A 19,737-nucleotide genomic window follows, 5' to 3' on the forward strand; every position below is an offset into this window, starting at 1 on the left:
GTCGTCGCGGGCCGTAGGGGGCCGTAGACGGTGCTGTACGGATGCCGTAGACCTCCGCGATCCGGGCCCGCGCGGCGGGGGCGGACCGTACGCTCCCCACCATGCCCCTGAGTCTCACCGTCCTCGGCACCGCCTCCCCGCACCCCCGTCCGGGGCGCCCGTGCTCGGGCTATCTGCTGCGCGGCGGGAGCGCCGAGATCTGGGTGGACGCGGGCCCCGGAACCTTTGCCGAGTTGCAGCGGCACACCGATCCGGAACGGCTCACGGCGATCTGGATCTCCCACCTCCACGCCGACCACAGCGCCGATCTGCTCTCCGCCGCCTACGCGTTCGCCTACGGCGGCCTGACCCCGCCGGTGCCCATCCTGGTGTACGCCCCCATGGACTGCGCCCGGCGCCTGGCCGGGTTCTTCGGGCGGCCGGACATCCGGTTCCTGAGCGAGGTCTTCGACTTCCGGCCCCTGTACGACGGCCACACCGTCCGGCACTGGAACGTACGCCTCACCTCCCGCGCGGTGGCGCACGGCACCGAGGCGTACGCCCTGCGCGCCGAGAGCCAGGGGAGCGTCTTCGTGTACTCCGGGGACAGCGGCCCGTGCGACGCGCTCACCGAGACCGCCTCCGGCGCCGACCTGTTCCTCTGCGAGGCGGACGTCGACCGGCATGGCGAAAGCGAACAGGTGCACCTGACTCCGGAGGGCGCCGGTGAGGCGGCCCGCAAGGCGGGTGTGCGCGAACTGTTCATCACCCATGTCGGGCCCACGCTCACCCGCGAGGAGGCGACCGCGCGGGCCGCGGCGGTCTTCGGCGGACCGACCCGCACCGCGCGCGAGGGCGAGACCATCCCCTTCTGAGCCGGGCGTCGCGGTCACCTCAACTTCCCTCTGCCGGAAGCATTGACGGCACACGGCGGGCCTCCTACCTTCAACGCGTCGCACTTCGTACGTCATATATGAGACGCGATATGTGAGATCCGATCCGAGATCTGAGATCCGAGAGGCGCGCATGACCTCTGTGCCCACGCCGATCCCCTCCCGCACGCAGTACGTGCTGGAGGAGATCAAACGCCGCATCCTCACCGGGCAGCTGACGCCGGGGCAGGCCCTGGTGGAGACCGAGCTCGCCGCACGGTTCGGGGTGTCCAAGACGCCGGTGCGAGAGGCGCTCAAGACCCTGGCCGGCACCGGACTGGTCGTCATGAGCCAGTACAAGGGCGTCACGGTGCGCATGGTGGACGCGGACATGGCGCGCGAGGTCTACGACGTCCGGCTGCTGCTGGAGCCCGAGGCGCTGAAGCGGGCCGTCCGGCGCGGGGCCTCGCTGGACGCCGCCCGGGACGCCCTCGCCCGGGCCGACGGCGCCGCCGACACCGCCGAACGCTCGCTCGCGAACCGGGAGTTCCACCGCGCCCTGTACCTGCCCTGCGGCAACCCGCTGCTCGGCCGGATGCTCGACGAGGTCCGTGACCAGGCCGCCCTGGTCTCCGCCGTCGCCTGGGCCGCCTCGCCCTCCTGGGAGCGCGAGGCCGGCGAGCACCGGGAGATCCTGCGGCTCGCCCTCGACGGCGACGCCGACGGCGCGGCCCGCGCCCTGCACGCCCACATCGCGTCCTTCGTCGAACGAGCGTTCCCCGAGGCGGCGCACCAGGAAGGCCAGGGATGAGCGGCGTGGCGTTCGAGACCCAGCGTGCGGCCCTGGCCGACGTGGTGGCGATCCCGGTGACCCCGTTCGCCGGGGACGGCGGTGTCGACCGGGCCGCCCACCGGGCCCTCCTGCGCCGGCTGCTCGACGGCGGGATCACCACGCTCACGCCGAACGGCAACACCGGCGAGTTCTACGCGCTCACCCCCGAGGAGCGGCGGCTGGTGACGGAACTGACGGTGGAGGAGGCGGGGGACCGTTCGACGATCCTCGTCGGGGTCGGGCACGACGTGCCCACCGCCGTCGCCTCCGCCCGGCACGCCCGGGAGCTGGGCGCGGCGATGGTCATGGTGCACCAGCCCGTCCACCCGTACGTCTCCCAGCGCGGCTGGGTCGACTACCACCGGGCCATCGCCGAGGCCGTGCCCGAGCTGGGCGTCGTCCCGTACATCCGCAACGCGCAGCTGCACGGCGACCGCCTCGCGGAACTCGCCGACGCGTGCCCCCACGTGATCGGCGTGAAGTACGCCGTCCCGGACGCGGCCCGCTTCGCCGCCTTCGCCCGGGACGCGGGTCTGGAGCGCTTCGTCTGGGTGGCCGGGCTCGCCGAGCCCTACGCCCCCTCCTACTTCTCGGCGGGCGCCACCGGCTTCACCTCGGGGCTGGTGAACGTCGCCCCCGCCGTTTCGCTGAACATGATCGAAGCGCTTCGATCAGGAGATTATCCGGCGGCCATGAAGGTCTGGGAGCAGATCCGCCGCTTCGAGGAGCTGCGGGCCGCCAACGGGTCCGCCGACAATGTCACGGTGGTCAAGGCGGCCCTTGCCTCCCTGGGCCTGTGCCGCGCCGAGGTCCGCCCGCCGAGCCGCGCACTGCCCGAGAGCGAGCGTGCCGAGGTCGCCGCCATCGTCGCGGGGTGGGCCCTGTGAAGCGCTTCGACGATCTTCCCCGCAAGCGGCCCGAGGAGCTGCGGAGCCACCAGTGGTACGGCACCGACGGCCTGCGCTCCTTCAGCCATCGCGCCCGCACCCGCCAGCTCGGCTACCTCCCCGAGGAGCACCTCGGCAAGCCGGTCATCGCGATCCTCAACACCTGGTCGGACATCAATCCCTGTCATGTGCACCTCCGTGACCGTGCGCAGGCGGTCAAGCGGGGCGTCTGGCAGGCGGGCGGCTTCCCGCTGGAGTTCCCGGTCTCCACGCTCAGCGAGACCTTCCAGAAGCCGACCCCGATGCTCTACCGCAACCTGCTCGCCATGGAGACCGAGGAGCTGCTGCGCTCCTACCCCGTCGACGGGGCGGTCCTGATGGGCGGCTGCGACAAGACCACCCCCGCGCTGCTCATGGGCGCGGCCAGCGTCGACCTGCCCACCGTCTTCGTGCCCGCCGGGCCGATGCTGCCGGGGCACTGGCGCAACGAGGTCCTCGGCTCCGGCACCGACATGTGGAAGTACTGGGACGACAAGCGCGCCGGCCTCATCGGCGACTGCGAGATGGCCGAGCTGGAGAACGGCCTCGCGCGCTCACCGGGCCACTGCATGACGATGGGGACGGCGTCCACGCTGACGGCGGCCGCGGAGGCGCTGGGCGTGACGGTCCCGGGGGCGTCGAGCATCCCGGCCGTGGACGCGGGACACGACCGGATGGCCGCGCGGGCGGGACTGACGATCGTCGAACTGGTCCACCGGGGGCGCGTCCTCTCCGAGATCCTCACCGCGGAGGCCTTCGAGGACGCCGTCACCACCGTCCTCGGCCTCGGCGGCTCCACCAACGCCGTCATCCACCTCATCGCCATGGCCGGCCGGGCCGGGGTCCGCCTCACCCTCGACGACTTCGACCGCATCGCCCGCACGGTCCCCGTGCTCGCCGACGTCCGCCCCGGCGGCCGTAAGTACCTCATGGAGGACTTCCACTTCGCGGGCGGCCTGCCCGGCTTCCTCTCCCGCATCCCGGACCTGCTCCACCTCGACCGGCCGACCGTCTCCCACGACACCCTGCGCGAGCAGATCGCCGGCGCCCGGGTCCACCAGGACGACGTGATCCGGCCCCGCGACCACCCGGTCGCGAGCGAGGGCGGGGTCGCCGTACTGCGCGGCAACCTGTGCCCGGACGGCGCGGTCATCAAGCACATCGCCGCCGAGCCGCACCTGCTCAAGCACACCGGTCCCGCGGTCGTCTTCGACGACTACCGCACCCTGCAACGCACCATCGACGACCCGGAGCTCGGCATCACCGCCGACAGCGTGCTGGTGCTGCGGGGCTCCGGTCCGAGGGGCGGCCCGGGCATGCCGGAGTACGGCATGCTGCCCATCCCCGACCACCTGCTCCAGCAGGGCGTGCGGGACATGGTCAGGATCTCCGACGCCCGGATGAGCGGCACGAGCTACGGCGCCTGTGTGCTGCACGTGGCGCCGGAGTCGCACGTCGGCGGGCCGCTCGCCCTGGTCGAGAGCGGTGACCCGATCACCCTGGACGTGCAGGCGCGCGTTCTTCGCCTCGAGGTCGACGACGAGGAGCTGGAGCGCAGAAGGGCGCGGTGGGTCCCGCCGCCCGCCCGCTACGAGCGCGGCTACGGCGCGCTCTACGACGAACAGATCACCCAGGCCGACACCGGCTGCGACTTCGCGTTCCTGGCCCGTCCGGGCACAGTCGCCGACCCCTACGCGGGCTGACCCGCCGGCCGGACGACAGCGCACACCCCTGCCCATGGAGAAAGCGCTTCCTGCACGACGCGACCGAGAACGGAGAACAGTCCATGGCCCAAGCCGCAGCCGTGGCGAAGCCGCCCGCGCCACCCCGGCGGCGCCGTGCCTCAGCGACGCCCCGCAGGCTCCCGTACCTGTTGATCGCGCCGGCGGCCCTGCTGATGCTGGGCTTCATCGCCTACCCGGTGATCAGCGTCTTCTACTACAGCCTGCAGAACTACAACCCCACCAAGCCGTGGCGGAACGGCTACGCGGGCTTCGACAACTTCGTCCACGCCTTCACCGACGACCCGCAGTTCTGGGACACCCTGACCTTCAGCGCCCAGTGGGTCGTCGTCGAGGTCGGGCTGCAACTGCTGTTCGGCCTGGCGCTGGCGCTGATCGTCAACCAGACCTTCGTCGGCCGGGCGCTGGGCCGGGCCCTGGTCTTCTCCCCGTGGGCCGTCTCCGGCGTGCTGACCTCCGCGATCTGGGTGCTCCTCTACAACTCCCAGACCGGCATCACCCGTTACCTCGCCGACGCCGGCATCGGCGAGTACGGCACCAGCTGGCTGTCGGACCCCTCCACGGTCTTCCCGGCGGCGATCGTCGCCGACCTGTGGCGCGGGGTCCCCTTCTTCGCGATCCTCATCCTCGCCGACCTCCAGTCCGTCTCGAAGGACCTCTACGAGGCCGCCGAGGTCGACGGGGCGAGCCGCCTCCGGCAGTTCCGGTACATCACCCTGCCCCATCTGAAGGACGCCATCGTCCTGTCCACGCTGCTGCGCGCGGTGTGGGAGTTCAACAACGTCGACCTGCTGTACACGCTCACCGGCGGCGGCCCGGCGGGGGAGACCACCACTCTCCCGCTCTACATCGCCAACACCTCGGTCGACGGCCACGACTTCGGCTACGCGTCCGCCCTCACCACGGTGGCGTTCGTGATCCTGCTCTTCTGCTCGATGGTCTATCTGCGGCTCAGCAAGTTCGGAGGCGAAGGCACGTGATCACCAAGGAGGCCACCGAGGTCACTCCCGCACCCGCACCCGCGCCCGTGACCCCCGCCGCCGACCAGCGGCCGCGCAGGAAGCACCGCGCCTGGGACGAGGTCCCCCGCCGGCAGATCTACGTCCCCCTGTCGATCTACCTGCTCTTCACCCTGATCCCGTTCTACTGGATCCTGCTCTTCGCGTTCCGCCCGGCCGGCTCGACCTCGCTCGTGCCCTGGCCGATGACCTTCGAGCACTTCGAGAAGGTCTGGAACGAACGCGACTTCGGGACCTACTTCCAGAACAGTGTGCTCACCGGCGTCGCCACCCTGCTGCTCACCACCGTCGTCGCGCTGACCGGCGGCTACGCCCTGGCCCGCTTCGACTTCAGGATCAAGCGCGGGTTCATGCTGGCCCTGCTCTGCACCCAGTTCGTCCCGGGCGCGCTGCTGCTGGTCCCGCTCTTCCAGATCTTCGCCGAGCTGAAGATGATCAACTCGCTGGGCAGCGTCATCATCGCCGAGACGGTCTTCCAGCTGCCCCTGTCGATGATCCTGATCAGCGGCTTCATCCGGAACGTGCCCTACTCCCTGGAGGAGGCCGCCTGGGTCGACGGTTGCGGCCGGCTCGCCGCCTTCCGCATCGTCGTCCTCCCCCTGCTGCGCCCCGGCCTCATCGCCGTCGGCTCCTTCGCCTTCGTGCACGCCTGGAACCACTTCCTCTTCGCCCTGATGTTCCTCTCCGACCAGACCAAGCAGACCATTCCGGTCGGTCTGAACACCCTGATGAGCGCGGACAGCGTCGACCTCGGCGCACTCGCCGCGGGCGGCATCATCGCCGCCGTCCCCGTGGTGATCGTGTTCGCCTTCATCCAGAAGTGGCTGATCACCGGCTTCAGCGCGGGGGCGGTGAAGGGGTGAGACTCCGGCAGATCGCCTCCGTGGGGGTCCTGGTGGGCGCCTTCCGCGCCCCCGCGCACGCCGAGGCCCGGGACATCGGCCGCGCCACCCACACCCCCGACGACTGGGCGGCCTACGGCGCCGGCACCACCGGCTGCGCCGCCGACGACGACGCCCATGACGTCGGCCGGCCGCCTACCCTGCACGGGAAGATCGACAGCGCCGCGGTGGCCGACCGTGAGGTGGCACGCGGCGCGGGCGCAGGGAGAATCCCATGACCATCGACATCGTCCTGGCGGGCGCGCGCGGCCACGGCCGCTGGCACCTGGACAACATCCACCGCCTCCAGAACAAGGGCATCGTCCGGCTGGCGGGCCTGTGCGAACTGACCCCGCTCACCCCGGACGAGATCCCCGACGGCCTCGGCACCCCCGAGCAGTCCGCCGACTTCGGCGCGCTCCTCGACTCCACCGGTGCCCGGATCGCGGTGATCTGCACCCCGATCCCGACCCACACCGACCTGGCCCTCACGGCCGCCGCCCGAGGCGTGCACCTGCTCCTGGAGAAGCCGCCCGCCCCGTCCTACGCCGAGTTCCGCCGGATGGCCGACGGGGTCGCCGCGGCGGGCGTGGTCTGCCAGATCGGCTTCCAGTCGCTGGGCTCGCACGCCGTGCCCGCCATCCGCCGGCTGCTCGCCGACGGGGCGATCGGCGAGGTCGGCGGGGTCGGCGGCGCCGGGGCGTGGGCCCGCGCCGAGGCCTACTTCCGGCGGGCCCCCTGGGCCGGCAGGCGACGGCTGAACGGCGTCGACGTCATCGACGGCGCCCTCACCAACCCGTTCGCGCACGCCGTCGCCACCGCCCTCGCCCTGGCCGGCGCCACCCGCGCCGAGGACGTCGCCGGCATCGAGACGGAACTGGCGCACGCCAACGCCATCGAGTCCGACGACACCTCCTGCGTCCGCGTCACCACCACGGACGGCCTGCCGATCGTGGTCGCCGCGACCCTGTGCGCCGTGGACCCCGACGACCCCTATGTCGTCGTCCACGGCGACCGGGGCCGGATCACCTACTGGTACAAGCAGGACCGCGTCCTGCTCCAGCGCGCCGGCCACGGCCCCGAGGAGTTCGAGTACGGCTGCACCGACCTGCTGGAGAACCTCGTCGAGCACCTCACCGACGGCACCGGCCTGCTCGTCCCGCCCGCCGACACCGAGGCGTTCATGCGGGTCGTCGAGGCGATCCGGGTCGCTCCCGACCCCGTCCAGCTCGGCCAGGACACCTGGCGGCTGCTGGAGGACGAGGACCGCAGGGCCGTCCCCGGCATCGACGGACTGGTCGCCGCCGCCGCCGACACCCTCGCCCTCTACTCCGAACTGGGCGCCCCCTGGGCGCTCACGACCGTGCATCCGAAAGAGGTGAGCACCTGATGGCGCAAGCCCCCGAGGCGCCGGTCGTACTGCGTGTCGCGGGCCGCCCGGTCGGCCGCTGCGTCGCCCGGCCCGAGCTGCCCGCCCGGCTCTCCCCGCGGCCCCACCTGCATCCCGTCACCACCCTGGCCGGCACCCAGGTCACCGAACAGGCCCCCGCCGGCCACCTCCACCACCTCGGCGTCGGTGCAGCCGTACCCGACGCCGAGGGGCACACCTTCTGGGCGGAACGCCGGGGTCGGACAAGTCGGCGTCCAGGACCGGGTCGGTGCACGCACCTACGTCCGCCACCAGGGCCCGACCGCCGACGGCCGCCCCGGCCGCGACGAGGCGACGGCACTGGTCAGGAAGGCGGTGAGCCAGTGACCGCCGACACGACACTGGACCTGCTGCGCTTCCGGGACCGGGCGGCCTCGTTCACGGAGTTCCGGATCAGACCGCTCTGACCCCTCCCCCACTCGCCGTCGGGAGCCGCAATGTCGCCCTTCCATGGCAAGCGCTTACCGAGATCGGCGGCCGCCGCAGTCCCGGCAGCGTCCCCGGCCGAGGACGGCCGTGGCGCCGGCCGCGGTCGCCGGTCTCGTCGCCGCCCTGGGCCTCGGCGTGGCCGGCGAGGCGAGGGCTGCCGCCCCGCCGCTCTTCACCGAGGCCTCCCCGGCTGCCGCGCCCGCCGCCGACCGCTGGACCGACCGGACGCCGAGCGGCATCTTCACGCCTCACCTGTCGACGCATCAGCCGGTGACCTCGGGCGAACCGTTGCGCGGAGACACCGGTCGGTCCTGGTGGGGCCTGGTCTTCGGCGGCCCCGCTCCGCAGGGGTCTGTTTTCTTCCCGGCCCGAAGGCCGGGGTTTCCACGGAGGAGATCCGATGAACAGCAGCATCCGCAGAAGCAGGCGCGTCGCACTGGCCGTCGCCCTGGGCTCCGTGCTCGCGCTGACCGCCACCGCCTGCGGTGACGACGGCAGTGGCAGCGCGGGGGACAAGGGAGGCGACGGCTCGGGCAAGGGCGAGATCACCTTCTGGGACAACAACGGCGGCGTCCGCACCGACATCTGGAAGGAGATCATCGCCGACTTCGAGAAGGCGAACCCGGACATCAAGGTGAAGTACGTCGGGGTCCCCGCCGACAGCGTCCAGTCCAAGTACGACACCGCCATCCAGGGCGGCGGCCTGCCCGACGTCGGCGGGGTGGGCACCGCGATGCTCGCCGAGGTCGCGGCGCAGGGCGCCCTCGAACCGCTGGACGACCGCCTCGCCGAGAGCGACCTGAAGGACCAGCTCAACGCCAAGTTCCTGGACAGCGTCAAGGCGGCCGGGGGCGACCGCAAGACGTACAGCGTGCCGACCTCCGCCAACAACGGCACCCTGTGGTACCGCACCGACCTGTTCCAGCAGGCGGGCCTGGAGGCGCCCACGACCTGGACGAAGTTCTACACGGCCGCCGACAAGCTCACGAACAAGGGCGAGAACGCGTTCGGCTACACCATCCGCGGCGGTGCCGGGTCCATCGCCCAGGCCCTCGACGCCACCTACGGGCAGAGCGGCATCACCGAGTTCTGGAGCGGTGACAGGACCACGGTCAACGACCCCGAGAACGTGGCCGCGCTGGAGAAGTACACCGGCCTGTACAAGAAGGACACCCCGGCCGCCGACGTCAACAACGACTTCACCAAGATGGTCGCCCAGTGGGACAGCGGCACCATCGGCATGCTGAGCCACAACCTCGGCTCCTTCGGCGACCACCAGAAGGCGCTCGCCGGAAAGTTCAAGGGCATCCCCGCGCCGACGCGGGACGACGGCACGCGTGTGCAGGTGTCCAACCCCGTCGACGGGCTGGGGCTGTTCAAGTCGAGCAAGAACAAGACCGCCGCCTGGAAGTTCATCGAGTTCGCCGCGGGCCACGAGTCGAACAGCAAGTGGAACGAGACGGCCGGGCAGGTGCCGGCGAACCTGGAGGCGGCGCAGGACAGCTGGGTGCGGTCCTCGGAGCCCACGAAGCTCGCCGCCGAGGCGCTGTCGGGGGACGGCACGGAGATCGTGCAGCTGCCCTACTACCTGCCCGACTGGAACACGATCTCCAAGGCCGACAACGAGCCGAACTTCCAGAAGGTGCTGCTCGGCAAGATGAGCGCGAAGGACTTCCTGGACACGCTGGCCGAGCAGCTGAACGCCGCCCAGGCCGACTGGAAGAAGAACCACGGGTAACAGCTCGGGTGGTCTTCGTCCGCGGGGAGCTGCGGGTCCGTCGTGGCCGGTCGCGCCCCGCGCGGCGGAGCCGCATGCCGAAACCGCCCCGCGCCCCCGGAAGACATGAGGTGGACGTTCGTTGTCTCTCACCCGTAGACAGGTCACCTCGGCGGCCCTCGCCGCCGTACCCCTCTCGCCGGCCGCGGCCGGTACCGCCGAGGCCCACGGCCGGCGCCGCACGCTCTACATCGCCGGGGATTCCACCGCGGCCCAGAAGTACTCCGACGCCGCGCCCGAGACCGGGTGGGGCATGGCGCTGCCCTTCTTCCTCCGGTCCGGTCTGCCCGTAGGCAATCACGCCGTCAACGGGCGCAGCTCCAAGAGCTTCGTCGACGAGGGGCGACTGGACGCCGTCCTCGCCGCCATCAGGCCCGGTGACGTGCTGATCGTCCAGTTCGCGCACAACGACGAGAAGACCGCCGACCCCACCCGCTCCACCGAGCCCTGGACGACGTACCAGGACTACCTGCGGAGGTACCTCTCCGGTGCCCGGGCGAAGGGGGCGCGGCCGGTGCTCGCCACGCCCGTGGAGCGGCGGCGGTTCGACGCCGGGGGGAACGCGCTGCCGACCCACGGGGAGTACCCGGCGGCCATGCGGGCCCTCGCCGAGGAGGAGGGCGTGGCGCTGCTCGACCTCCAGGCGCTGTCGCTGGCGCTCTGGCAGGAGCTGGGTGTCGAGGCGACGAAGACCTACTTCAACTGGACCGGCACCGAGCAGGACAACACGCATGTCAATCCGCCGGGCGCGATCGCCGTGGCGCGGCTCGCCGCTCGGGAGCTGCTGCGGACCCGGGTGCTCGGACCGCGGGACGTGGTCCGGCTGCACGACGAGATCCCGGCGTCCTGGATCACCTGGCCCGACCCGTCGTGAGCGAGAGCCGTCAGCGAGAGCCGTCAGCAAGAGCCGTAGCAACTGCCGTCAGCAGGAGCCCTGAGCAGGAGGAGAACCGCACAGTGCGTACACAGGAATGTCATGCACGCATCATTGGTGCACTGGTGGGCTGCACCGCGCTGGTGCTGTCCCTCACCGGCACCGCGTCCGCCCACGCCGGCCCGCGCGACCTCGGCCGGCAGGTCCTCGCCGCGAACGACGGCTGGGCCTCGTACGGGACGGGCACCACGGGCGGATCGGCCGCCGACGCCGAGCACGTCTCCACCGTGACCACCTGGGCCGGGTTCAAGGACGCCCTCGCGGCCGGCGGCTCCGCCCCGAAGATCATCAAGGTGAAGGGCGTCATCGACGCCGTCGCCGAGGGCTGCGACGCCTTCGCCGCGCCCGGCTACGACTTCGACGCCTACCTGGCGAAGTACTCGCCGCAGGCATGGGGGCTGGACACCGATCTCAGCGCCGAGCCCGACGACAGCCCCGAGGGACTGCGCCGCGTCTCGCAGGCCGACCAGGACAAGGCGATCAAGGTGATCATCCCCTCCCACACCACCCTCGTCGGCATCGGCCGAGGCGCCGGATTCAAGGGCGTCAGCCTCCAGATCAAGGCCGTCGACAACGTGATCATCCGCAATCTGTCCTTCGAGTCGCCGATCGACTGCTTCCCGCAGTGGGACCCGACCGACGGCGCCCACGGCAACTGGAACTCCGAGTACGACACCGCCGTGGTGTACGGGGCCACCCACGTCTGGCTGGACCACAACACCTTCACCGACGGCTCCCACCCCGACAGCGCCGCCCCCACCTACTTCGGGATGCTGTACCAGCAGCACGACGGCGAGCTGGACATCGTGCGCGGCGCCGACTACGTCACCGCCTCCTGGAACGTCTTCACCGAGCACGACAAGACGATCCTCATCGGCAACAGCGACAGCGAGTCGACCGCGGCGGGCGACCGGGGCCACCTGAAGGTGACCTTCCACCACAACCGGTTCTCGAACCTGGTCGAGCGCGCCCCCCGGGTCCGCTTCGGCCAGGTCGACTCCTACAACAACCACTTCGTCGCGAACGGCGACTACTCCTACAGCTTCGGCATCGGCAAGGAGTCCCGGCTCGTCGCCGAGCACAACGCGTTCACCCTTCCCGAGGGGGTCAGCGCGGCCAAAGTGCTCAAGCGCTGGAACATCTCGCCGCTGACCGCCGCCGACAACTACGTCAACGGCACGGCCACCGACCTGATCGCCGTCCACAACGCCCAGATCCCGGGCGAGGTCCTCCAGTCCGGCGCGGGCTGGACCCCGACCCTGCGCACCGAGGTCGACCCCACGCGGTCCGTGCCCCGGATCGTCGACTGCGGCGCGGGCGCGGGACGCCTGGGCTGATCGCTCCGCCCTCCAGGGCCGCAGCGGCGGCACCCCGCCGCCGCCCGGCCCCCGCCCCGCACCACTGCGCACCGCCGCACCCCGCCAAGGAGCACCCGCATGCCCTCCCTTTCCCGACGGCGGTTCCTCGCCGTGACCGGCGGCACGGTGGCCGCCCTGGGGCCGGCCGCCACGCCCGCGCAGGCCGCCCGCGGCCGACGCGGCCCCTTCGGCCGCCACGGCAGCCCGGCCGCCCGGCTCACCCCCCGGACCCTGTACGTCGACCCGCTCGGCCGGGGCGACTTCGGCACCGTCCGCGACGCCGTCGCCGCCACCACCGGCAGCGGCTGGACCCTCGTCCTCGCCGCGGGCGTCTACCGCGAGACGGTCGTCCTCGACACCACCCGCACCGAGGCCACCTGGATCGGCGCCGCCGAGGACCCGCGGGCCGTCGTCATCGTCCACGACAACGCGGCCGGCACCCCCAAACCCGGCGGCGGCACCCACGGCACCACCGGCTCGGCCACCACCACCGTGCAGGCCGCCGGCTTCACCGCCCGCTGGATCACCTTCGCCAACGACTGGCTGCGCGCCGACCACCCCGACATCACCGGCACCCAGGCCGTCGCCATCAAGGTCCAGGGCGACCGCTCCGCCTTCCACCACTGCCGCTTCCTCGGTCACCAGGACACGCTGTACGCCGACTCGATCGCCCTGAGCGCCTTCGCCCGGCAGTACTACGCCCACTGCTACGTCGAGGGCGACGTCGACGTCGTCTTCGGCCGGGCCACCGCCGTCTACGAGCACTGCCACTTCCGCACCCTGAACCGCACCGACCTGGCATCCGCCCCCTACGGGTTCGTCCTCGCCCCCTCCACGGCGGGCGCCAACCCGCGCGGCTACCTGGTGACCCGCAGCCGGATCAGCAGCGAGGCCCCGGACGCCTGCTACAAGCTGGCCCGCCCCTGGGTGCCCAGCTCCGCCCCCACCGCCCGGCCCTCGCTGACCGTCCGGGACACCCACCTCGGTGCCGGCCTCGACGCGGTGGCCCCCTACACCGCCATGTCGGCCTCCTTCCCCTGGCAGAACCAGCGGTTCGCCGAGTACCGCAACACCGGCCCGGGAGCCGAGGTCACCGTCCCCGAGAACCGCCCGCAACTCACCGACGGACAGGCCGCGTCGGCGACCCGGCAGACCTACCTCGGTGACTGGGAGCCCTGGCGGGGGGAGTGCTGAGATGTCGCTGTGCAGACGCACCCTCCTGGCGGGCCTCACCAGCGCCGCACTGCTCGGCACCACCCCCGCCCACGCAGGGTCCCGCCGCATCCTCGACGTCCGTCCCGGCGACTCCGTCCAGGCGGCGGTGGACACGGCCGACGGCCCCGGCTGGACGATCGTCGTGCACCCGGGGACCTACCGCGAAGTCGTGAACATCACTGCCGACAAAGGGGAGTTGACCCTGTGCGGCGCGAGCCGTGACCCCCGTGCCGCCGTGATCGTCTACGACAACGCGGGCGGGACGCCGAGGCCCGACGGTTCGGGCACCCACGGCACGGCGGGCTCCGCCACCTTCACCTCCGCCGCCCCCGGGCTCACCGTCCACGGCCTCACCCTCGCCAACGACTGGCTGCGCGCCGACCATCCGGACATCACCGGCACCCAGGCGGTCGCCGCCCATGTCACCGGCGACCGCAGCCACTTCGAGAACGTGCGCCTCCTCGCCCACCAGGACACCCTCTTCGCGGACACCACCGCGCTCGACGCCTTCGACCGGCAGTACTACCGCCACTGCCACATCGAGGGAGACGTCGACTTCGTCTTCGGGCGGGCCCGGGCCGTCTTCGAGGGCTGCCGCTTCCACACCCTGGAGCGGGACGTGACCTTCACCCCCAAGGGGATGGTCTTCGCCCCCTCCACCGCCCGGGCCAACCCCTACGGCTTCCTGGCCCTCGGCTCCCGGATCACCTCCGCCGCCGAGGACGCCGCGTACAAGATCGCCCGGCCCTGGGTGCCGTCGTACGAGACGACCGCCTGGCCCTCCCTGGTCGTCCGGGACACCTGGATCGGCCCCGGCATCGACGCGACCGCCCCCTACACGAACATGCGGGACGCCCACCCCTGGCAGACCATGCGCTTCAGCGAGCACGCCAACTCCGGCCCCGGCGCGGAGATCTCCGTACCCGAGAACCGGCCCCGGCTCACGGCGGAGGAGGCAGCCCTCCATACGCGACGGACCTACCTCGGGGACTGGCTCGACCGCGTCCGGTGAACCACCGCACCACCTCTCTCCTCTCCCCACACGAGAAAGGACCCGCACGCCATGTCTCGTCGCACCGCCTTCGCGCTCGGCGCGGCCCTCGCCCTCGGCGCAGGTCTCGCCGTCCTCCCGGCCCAGGCGCAGGCCGCCACGGTGGTCGTCAGCAACTCCACCGCCCTGTCCAACGCCATCAGGAACGCCACCGCGGGCACGGTCATCCAGGTCCGGGGCGGCACCTACTACCCGACGGCCACCCTCCAGTCCACCGCCAACGGCAGTTCCTCCTCGCCGATCACGCTCACCGCGTACGGCTCGGAGACGGTGAGGATCGACGGCTCCTCGCTCCCCGACGGCGACTGGATCTTCAAGCTGACCGCCGACTACTGGAACGTCTCGAACATCACCTTCCAGAACTCCCCGGACAGCGCGGTGGTCTGCCAGTCCTGCACCGGCACGGTCTGGAACAACATCAAGACCATCGACGGCGGCGACTCGGGCTTCACCCTCACCGGGGACGGCACGGTCAACAACACCGTCCGGAACATCGACTCCTACGGCAACTACGACGCCGCAGGCCACGGCGAGAACGCCGACGGGGTCGCCGTGAAGTTCGGCTCCGGTTCCGGCAACCTGATCACCGGCGCCCGCCTCTACAACAACGCGGACGACGGGATCGACTTCTGGTCCTTCTCCTCGCCCGTCACCATCGAGCACACCTGGTCCTTCGGCAACGGCGTCAACCGCTGGTCGGACCCGGCGTTCGCGGGCGACGGCAACGGCTACAAGCTGGGCGGCGACGGCGAGGTCGTCGCGCACGTCGTCAACAACTCCGCCGCGTGGGGCAACGCGGGCAACGGCTTCACCGAGAACTCCAACACCGGGGCGATCGTCCTCAACCGCACCACCGCCTACGCCAACAGCAAGTGGGGCTACTACTTCGCGACCGGCTCCGCCAGGCTCGGCAGGAACCTCGCGGTGGGCAACGGCGGCGGCGCGGTCAACAAGGGCTCGAGGGTCACCTCGGCCGGCAACAACTGGGACAGCGGCGTCCCGACGCCCGCCTTCAGGTCGACGAACGCCTCCACGACGTACAACGCCCGCGGTTCCAGCGGGACTCTGCCCGCCACGACGTTCCTGACGACGGGGTCGACGACGATCGGGGCGACGATGGACTGATCCCCGACCGGCCCGCCACCGCCGCCACCGACCCGCCACTGGGCCAACCGGGCGCTTGACCCGATTTTTGCCCGCCGAACGGGTATCGATCGGGCAACGGGTCTCGCGCCCGGCGGCGTGACGCGCGTAGAAACCTGTCATGCATAAGTCACTGCGCATCGCGGCCTCCGTCGCCGCCTGTGCCCTCGCCGGTGCCGCCCTCTACGGCGCCGGCGCGGCCACGGCCGGCCAGTCCACGGCCAACTCCACGCACGAGCCCTACAACATCGGGCTCCTGGTGAAGGACATCGACACCTACTACGGCACCACGGCGGACGCGAACGGCGTGTACCAGGCCTCGCCGACCAGCCCGTACGCCAAGGACCTCGCGGCGATCGACAAGTCCGCGCGGAAGTACATCGACAAGGCGGCCCGCAAGGCCCGCCACCACGGCGAGAAGCCCGCGGTCGTCTTCGACATCGACGACACGCTGCTGCTCAGCCTCGACTACGAGAAGAAGACCAACTACACCTACAACTCCGCCACCTGGGCCGAGTACGTGGCGAAGGCAGACCGTCCGGCGGTCTTCGGCAGCCCCGAGCTGGTGCAGTACGCCGAGTCCCAGGGCGTCGAGGTCTTCTACAACTCGGGCCTGAAGGAGTCCCAGCGCGTCTCCGCCGTCGCGAACCTGAAGAAGGTCGGCGCCGACGTCAACCTCGACGCCGCCCACATGTTCCTCAAGGACGCGGCCAACCCGCCGTCCTACCTGAGCGCCTGCGCCACCCCGAACAACTGGACCTGCACCACCGTCCAGTACAAGGCGGGCACCCGCAAGCACATCGAGAACGACCTCGGGTACGAGATCGTCGCCACCTTCGGCGACCAGTACTCCGACCTCGACGGCGGCTACGCGGACCGGCGGTACAAGCTGCCCAACCCGACGTACTTCGTCAGCTGAGACCGTACTCGGGACGCTCGGACGGGATCGTCCCCCGCTCGGTCCACGGGCCCAGCGGGGACGGTCCCGTCGCGTACGCCACGCGGTAGTCCTCCCTCGGGTGCCGTCCTCGGACCAGGGGCCGCCCGCCGTACAGCTCCCGCCCGTGCAGCGCGGGGGCAGCGAAATTTCCGCCGGTCTCCTCCGTCCGGCCCGGCAACCCTTTCCGGTCGCGGCGGCGACTGATGTGCGGAAGCGGGCCGGGGCGGCCCCTCCGGCCCGCTTCCTCCCGGCAGCCCCTGTTGAAAGGAACACCCGTGCGTTTGAGTACCGGACGCCACCGCAAGGCGCGCACCCTCTCGATCGCCGCCGCCGTGGCGCTCGCCTCGGGGGGCGGCGGGGTCTACCTCGGCCTGTCGGGCGGCGGCGCCCGGGCCGCGTCCGCCACCGTCACCGTCTCCACCACCGCGCAGCTGGAGGCGGCCGTGAAGAACGCGGTCGCCGGCACGGTCATCCAGGTCCGGGGCGGCACCTACCGTCCGACGGCCACCCTCACCTCCACGGCCAGCGGCACGAGCGCGGCGCGCATCACGCTCCAGGCCTACGGCCGCGAGAAGGTGCGGATCGACGGCTCCGAGCTGCCCGACGGCTCCTGGCTCACCGGCATCTACGGCAGCTACTGGACCGTCCAGAACCTCACCTTCCAGAACTCCCCGGCCCAGGGCCTGGTCGTCACCTCCTCCACCGGCGGGGTCTTCAAGAACCTCGTCACCGCGGACAACGGCGACTCCGGGTTCACCCTGCGCGGCGACGGCACGGTCGGCAACCTCGTGCAGAACCTGGACAGTCACGGCAACTACGACGCGGCCGGGCACGGGCAGAACGCGGACGGCATCGCCATCAAGTTCGGCTCCGGCAGCGGCAACAAGGTCACCGGCGCGCGGCTGGACGACAACGCGGATGACGGGCTGGAACTCTGGCAGTTCTCCACGCCGGTCACCATCGAGCACAGCTGGGCCTTCGGCAACGGCAGGAACCGCTGGGGGGACCCGGCGTTCGAGGGCGACGGCAACGGGTTCGAGCTGGGCGGCGGGGGCGTCTCGGTCGCGCACGTCGTCCACCACGACGCGGCCTGGGACAACACGGGCAACGGATTCACCGAGAACGCCAACACGGGCGCGATCGTGCTCTACCGCAACACGGCGTACTCCAATGCAAAGGCGGGATTCTCTTTCGCCACCGGCAAGGCGCGCCTCACCCGGAATCTCGCGGTCGGCGACAAAGGCGGATCGTCGAAGCCGGGATCTTCGGCGGTGTCCGCCGCGAACAACTGGGACAGTGGCGTGACGGTTCCCAAGTTCCTTTCCACGGACGCGACTTCCGCGTACGGTGCGCGAAAGTCGGACGGCGCGTTGCCGGCGACGGCCTTTCTCACCACGGGTTCCCCCGCCATCGGGTCCCCGATGAACTGAGGAATGCGGGAAAAGCCCCCGTCGGGTTCCAGCGACGGGGGCTTTCCCGATTGCCGGCCGCAGAGGGGCTGAAGCCGGCAAGTCCTTTTCAGGCGAGGAGATCGATGCAGTCGAAGGACGTGCCCGGGCTCAGGTACGCCGTGCCGGACGAGCCGCTGACGATGCTGATCCTGAGGACGTTCTCCTGCGAGACGTCCGTCTTCCAGGCGGTCGCCGGGACCTGGTACGTGAAGGTGTGGTTGTTGCCCCGGTAGGACCCCGTGGTCAGGGAACGGGTCGAGGGCTGGGCGACCGCCGCCGGGACCGCGGAGACCCAGTCGTTCACGCCGATGCGCGGGCGGCCGCCCGCGAACGCGTCGGTGACGCCGATGCGCAGGGTGTGGGCGGCCGCCGCCTGCTCCTTCGTCAGCCTGAAGTAGACCAGCACGCCGTCGTTGACGTCCTTCCACAGGTAGGCGGGGAAGGACGGGGCGGGGTCCGCGCCGCCGATCGTGACGTTGCCGGTCCACTTCGCCGCGCGGGCGTCGGAGGGGTGCGCGTAGGTCATGAGCCGGGCGTTCTTGAACTCCCCGGGCGTGCCGTCCCAGTCGCCGAGGCGCCAGACGGTCTTGGCCGTGGAGGGGTCGCCGGTGATCGTCAGGGTGTGCAGGCTGGTGGTGGTGCCCGCGGTCACCTTCACCTGCCGGGTGAGGACCGCCAGTTCGCCCTTGAAGACGGTCAGGGTGTACGTCCCCGGCAGCATCCCCTTGCAGGAGAACGCGCCCGTATCGGCCGCCGCCCTCGTCCAGTACTGGGCGTCCGGGGCTGCGAAGCCGACGGTGTACGGATACCGCGCGTCCATGCCCTTCAGGCCCACGCCCGCGACCCTGCCGCGGCCGGCCCTGCCGACCCAGCCGGTGATGCCGAGGCCGTCCACCCAGGCGGTGTCGAGGCCGGCTGCGGCCAGGGACGGGGAGGGCGCGCCGCCGTCGGTGAAGGCGAGGACGTACGGGCCCTGGAGGCCGAACCGTTCCGGCTCGGTCTGGGCCTCGTTGTAGTGCAGGATCTCGTAGAGGCCCGCGCCCTTGTCGTTGGAGTGGCGCAGCAGCGAGCGGTAGAAGGGGCCGCCGGAGGCCTTCTCGTGGTTCGAGCGGACCAGGTACAGGCCGACCGAGCCCGTCGTGAAGCCGACGTGGTCGTAGTCGACGGTCCGCTTGCCCGAGTAGTGCTTGGAGTGGGTGGTGCCGTCGGCGCGCCGCCAGACGTCCCCGGCCTCGATGACGGTGTCGGAGGCCTCGATCCAGGAGTCCGAGCCGGTGTTGGGGAACATGCCGGGCCTGAGGCGGACGATGTAGCGGGTGGCGGTGAAGGACGCGTCCGCCTTGTCCGTCCACAGGTAGATGTTGTTCTCGCCGTTGCGGGCCGCGTACCACTGGGTGATCGGGCCGTGCACCACCTTGATCAGGATCGTGGACCCCGACTGCCTGATCGTCACCGTGGAGGCGCCGAGGCCGGACTCCACGTGCGAGTGCCTGCCGCCGTAACCCTCGTACTCCTTGCCACGGTAGACCAGGGAGGTGAGGTCGCCGGTGGTCTTGGAGACCTTGAAGACGAGCGAGGAACCGGTGTCCACGACGTAGTCGCGGCCGTCGTCCCGGTAGCCGAACGCGGCCGCCGAGGCGGACGAGAGCAGTCCGGCGCCGCCCGCGACTGCGGCGCCCGTGGCGGCCACCCCGACGGCGGAGGCCCCGAGCACGCGTCGCCGCGTGAGAGGTCGTCTTCTGTGCGTGCTCACGGTCCG

Annotated in this window: 17 protein-coding genes and 1 pseudogene; 17 read left to right on the top strand and 1 reads right to left on the bottom strand. The window is 71.3% G+C overall.

Annotated features, from left to right (window positions below):
- Positions 1–101: 101 nt before the first annotated feature.
- The 17 genes and pseudogenes from AQJ58_RS37150 to AQJ58_RS37225 all read left to right on the top strand — a co-directional run bounded on the left by AQJ58_RS37150 (position 102) and on the right by AQJ58_RS37225 (position 17,957).
- Entirely contained in the window at positions 102–854 is a 753-nt protein-coding gene (locus AQJ58_RS37150; RefSeq protein WP_067258629.1) for an MBL fold metallo-hydrolase, read from the top strand.
- 151 nt (positions 855–1,005) lie between these two features.
- Entirely contained in the window at positions 1,006–1,662 is a 657-nt protein-coding gene (locus tag AQJ58_RS37155) for a GntR family transcriptional regulator (protein WP_067258631.1), read from the top strand.
- Complete coding sequence (locus AQJ58_RS37160) at positions 1,659–2,570, top strand: dihydrodipicolinate synthase family protein (protein WP_067258634.1); 912 nt, start codon at positions 1,659–1,661, stop codon at positions 2,568–2,570. The genes AQJ58_RS37155 and AQJ58_RS37160 overlap by 4 nt, the downstream gene beginning before the upstream one ends.
- Entirely contained in the window at positions 2,567–4,312 is a 1,746-nt protein-coding gene (gene araD / locus AQJ58_RS37165) for an L-arabinonate dehydratase (RefSeq protein WP_067258636.1), read from the top strand. The genes AQJ58_RS37160 and araD overlap by 4 nt, the downstream gene beginning before the upstream one ends.
- Before the next feature lie 83 nt (positions 4,313–4,395).
- Positions 4,396–5,331: a carbohydrate ABC transporter permease gene (locus AQJ58_RS37170; RefSeq protein ID WP_067258638.1), complete on the top strand. Its 936-nt coding sequence runs from the start codon at positions 4,396–4,398 to the stop codon at positions 5,329–5,331.
- Positions 5,328–6,233: a carbohydrate ABC transporter permease gene (locus tag AQJ58_RS37175; RefSeq protein ID WP_067258639.1), complete on the top strand. Its 906-nt coding sequence runs from the start codon at positions 5,328–5,330 to the stop codon at positions 6,231–6,233. Before AQJ58_RS37170 ends, AQJ58_RS37175 begins: the two co-directional genes overlap by 4 nt.
- Positions 6,230–6,490 carry a hypothetical protein gene (locus tag AQJ58_RS37180; RefSeq protein ID WP_067258641.1) on the top strand — a complete coding sequence of 87 codons (261 nt, stop codon included), beginning with the start codon at positions 6,230–6,232 and terminating at the stop codon, positions 6,488–6,490. The genes AQJ58_RS37175 and AQJ58_RS37180 overlap by 4 nt, the downstream gene beginning before the upstream one ends.
- Entirely contained in the window at positions 6,487–7,641 is a 1,155-nt protein-coding gene (locus tag AQJ58_RS37185) for a Gfo/Idh/MocA family protein (RefSeq protein WP_067258643.1), read from the top strand. Before AQJ58_RS37180 ends, AQJ58_RS37185 begins: the two co-directional genes overlap by 4 nt.
- Positions 7,641–7,944 (top strand): annotated as a pseudogene (locus AQJ58_RS45555) (DUF6807 family protein); the annotation flags it as partial. The gene AQJ58_RS37185 and the pseudogene AQJ58_RS45555, both read left to right, overlap by 1 nt.
- 565 nt (positions 7,945–8,509) lie before the next feature.
- Entirely contained in the window at positions 8,510–9,847 is a 1,338-nt protein-coding gene (locus AQJ58_RS37190) for an ABC transporter substrate-binding protein (protein WP_067258644.1), read from the top strand.
- A gap of 121 nt (positions 9,848–9,968) precedes the next feature.
- Positions 9,969–10,760 carry a rhamnogalacturonan acetylesterase gene (locus tag AQJ58_RS37195; protein ID WP_067258646.1) on the top strand — a complete coding sequence of 264 codons (792 nt, stop codon included), beginning with the start codon at positions 9,969–9,971 and terminating at the stop codon, positions 10,758–10,760.
- 83 nt (positions 10,761–10,843) lie between these two features.
- Positions 10,844–12,157 carry a pectate lyase family protein gene (locus AQJ58_RS37200; protein ID WP_067258647.1) on the top strand — a complete coding sequence of 438 codons (1,314 nt, stop codon included), beginning with the start codon at positions 10,844–10,846 and terminating at the stop codon, positions 12,155–12,157.
- A gap of 99 nt (positions 12,158–12,256) precedes the next feature.
- Positions 12,257–13,372, top strand: a complete 1,116-nt coding sequence (locus AQJ58_RS37205) for a pectinesterase family protein (protein ID WP_067258649.1) — start codon at positions 12,257–12,259, stop codon at positions 13,370–13,372.
- Between the two features lie 7 nt (positions 13,373–13,379).
- Positions 13,380–14,405: a pectinesterase family protein gene (locus tag AQJ58_RS37210; RefSeq protein WP_067258819.1), complete on the top strand. Its 1,026-nt coding sequence runs from the start codon at positions 13,380–13,382 to the stop codon at positions 14,403–14,405.
- 51 nt (positions 14,406–14,456) lie between these two features.
- Positions 14,457–15,569: a right-handed parallel beta-helix repeat-containing protein gene (locus AQJ58_RS37215; RefSeq protein ID WP_067258651.1), complete on the top strand. Its 1,113-nt coding sequence runs from the start codon at positions 14,457–14,459 to the stop codon at positions 15,567–15,569.
- Between the two features lie 139 nt (positions 15,570–15,708).
- Positions 15,709–16,506: an HAD family acid phosphatase gene (locus tag AQJ58_RS37220; protein WP_067258652.1), complete on the top strand. Its 798-nt coding sequence runs from the start codon at positions 15,709–15,711 to the stop codon at positions 16,504–16,506.
- A gap of 296 nt (positions 16,507–16,802) precedes the next feature.
- Positions 16,803–17,957: a right-handed parallel beta-helix repeat-containing protein gene (locus AQJ58_RS37225; protein ID WP_067258654.1), complete on the top strand. Its 1,155-nt coding sequence runs from the start codon at positions 16,803–16,805 to the stop codon at positions 17,955–17,957.
- A gap of 88 nt (positions 17,958–18,045) precedes the next feature.
- On the opposite strand, the gene AQJ58_RS37230 is transcribed toward AQJ58_RS37225, so the two are convergent.
- On the bottom strand, positions 18,046–19,731 hold the full coding sequence (locus tag AQJ58_RS37230; protein WP_067258656.1) for a rhamnogalacturonan lyase B N-terminal domain-containing protein: 1,686 nt from the start codon (positions 19,729–19,731) through the stop codon (positions 18,046–18,048).
- Between the last annotated feature and the right edge of the window lie 6 nt (positions 19,732–19,737).

It is taken from the genome of Streptomyces sp. DSM 15324 (assembly GCF_001514285.1).
In the GTDB taxonomy this organism is placed as follows: domain Bacteria; phylum Actinomycetota; class Actinomycetes; order Streptomycetales; family Streptomycetaceae; genus Streptomyces.

Excerpts from the sequence above, each read along its gene's own strand:
- AQJ58_RS37185 (WP_067258643.1), top strand. The coding sequence starts at position 6,487 with ATGACCATCGACATCGTCCTGGCGGGCGCGCGCGGCCACGGCCGCTGG.
- AQJ58_RS37170 (WP_067258638.1), top strand. The coding sequence starts at position 4,396 with ATGGCCCAAGCCGCAGCCGTGGCGAAGCCGCCCGCGCCACCCCGGCGG.
- AQJ58_RS37150 (WP_067258629.1), top strand. The coding sequence starts at position 102 with ATGCCCCTGAGTCTCACCGTCCTCGGCACCGCCTCCCCGCACCCCCGT.
- AQJ58_RS37190 (WP_067258644.1), top strand. The coding sequence starts at position 8,510 with ATGAACAGCAGCATCCGCAGAAGCAGGCGCGTCGCACTGGCCGTCGCC.
- AQJ58_RS37155 (WP_067258631.1), top strand. The coding sequence starts at position 1,006 with ATGACCTCTGTGCCCACGCCGATCCCCTCCCGCACGCAGTACGTGCTG.
- AQJ58_RS37215 (WP_067258651.1), top strand. The coding sequence starts at position 14,457 with ATGTCTCGTCGCACCGCCTTCGCGCTCGGCGCGGCCCTCGCCCTCGGC.
- AQJ58_RS37160 (WP_067258634.1), top strand. The coding sequence starts at position 1,659 with ATGAGCGGCGTGGCGTTCGAGACCCAGCGTGCGGCCCTGGCCGACGTG.
- AQJ58_RS37220 (WP_067258652.1), top strand. The coding sequence starts at position 15,709 with ATGCATAAGTCACTGCGCATCGCGGCCTCCGTCGCCGCCTGTGCCCTC.
- AQJ58_RS37205 (WP_067258649.1), top strand. The coding sequence starts at position 12,257 with ATGCCCTCCCTTTCCCGACGGCGGTTCCTCGCCGTGACCGGCGGCACG.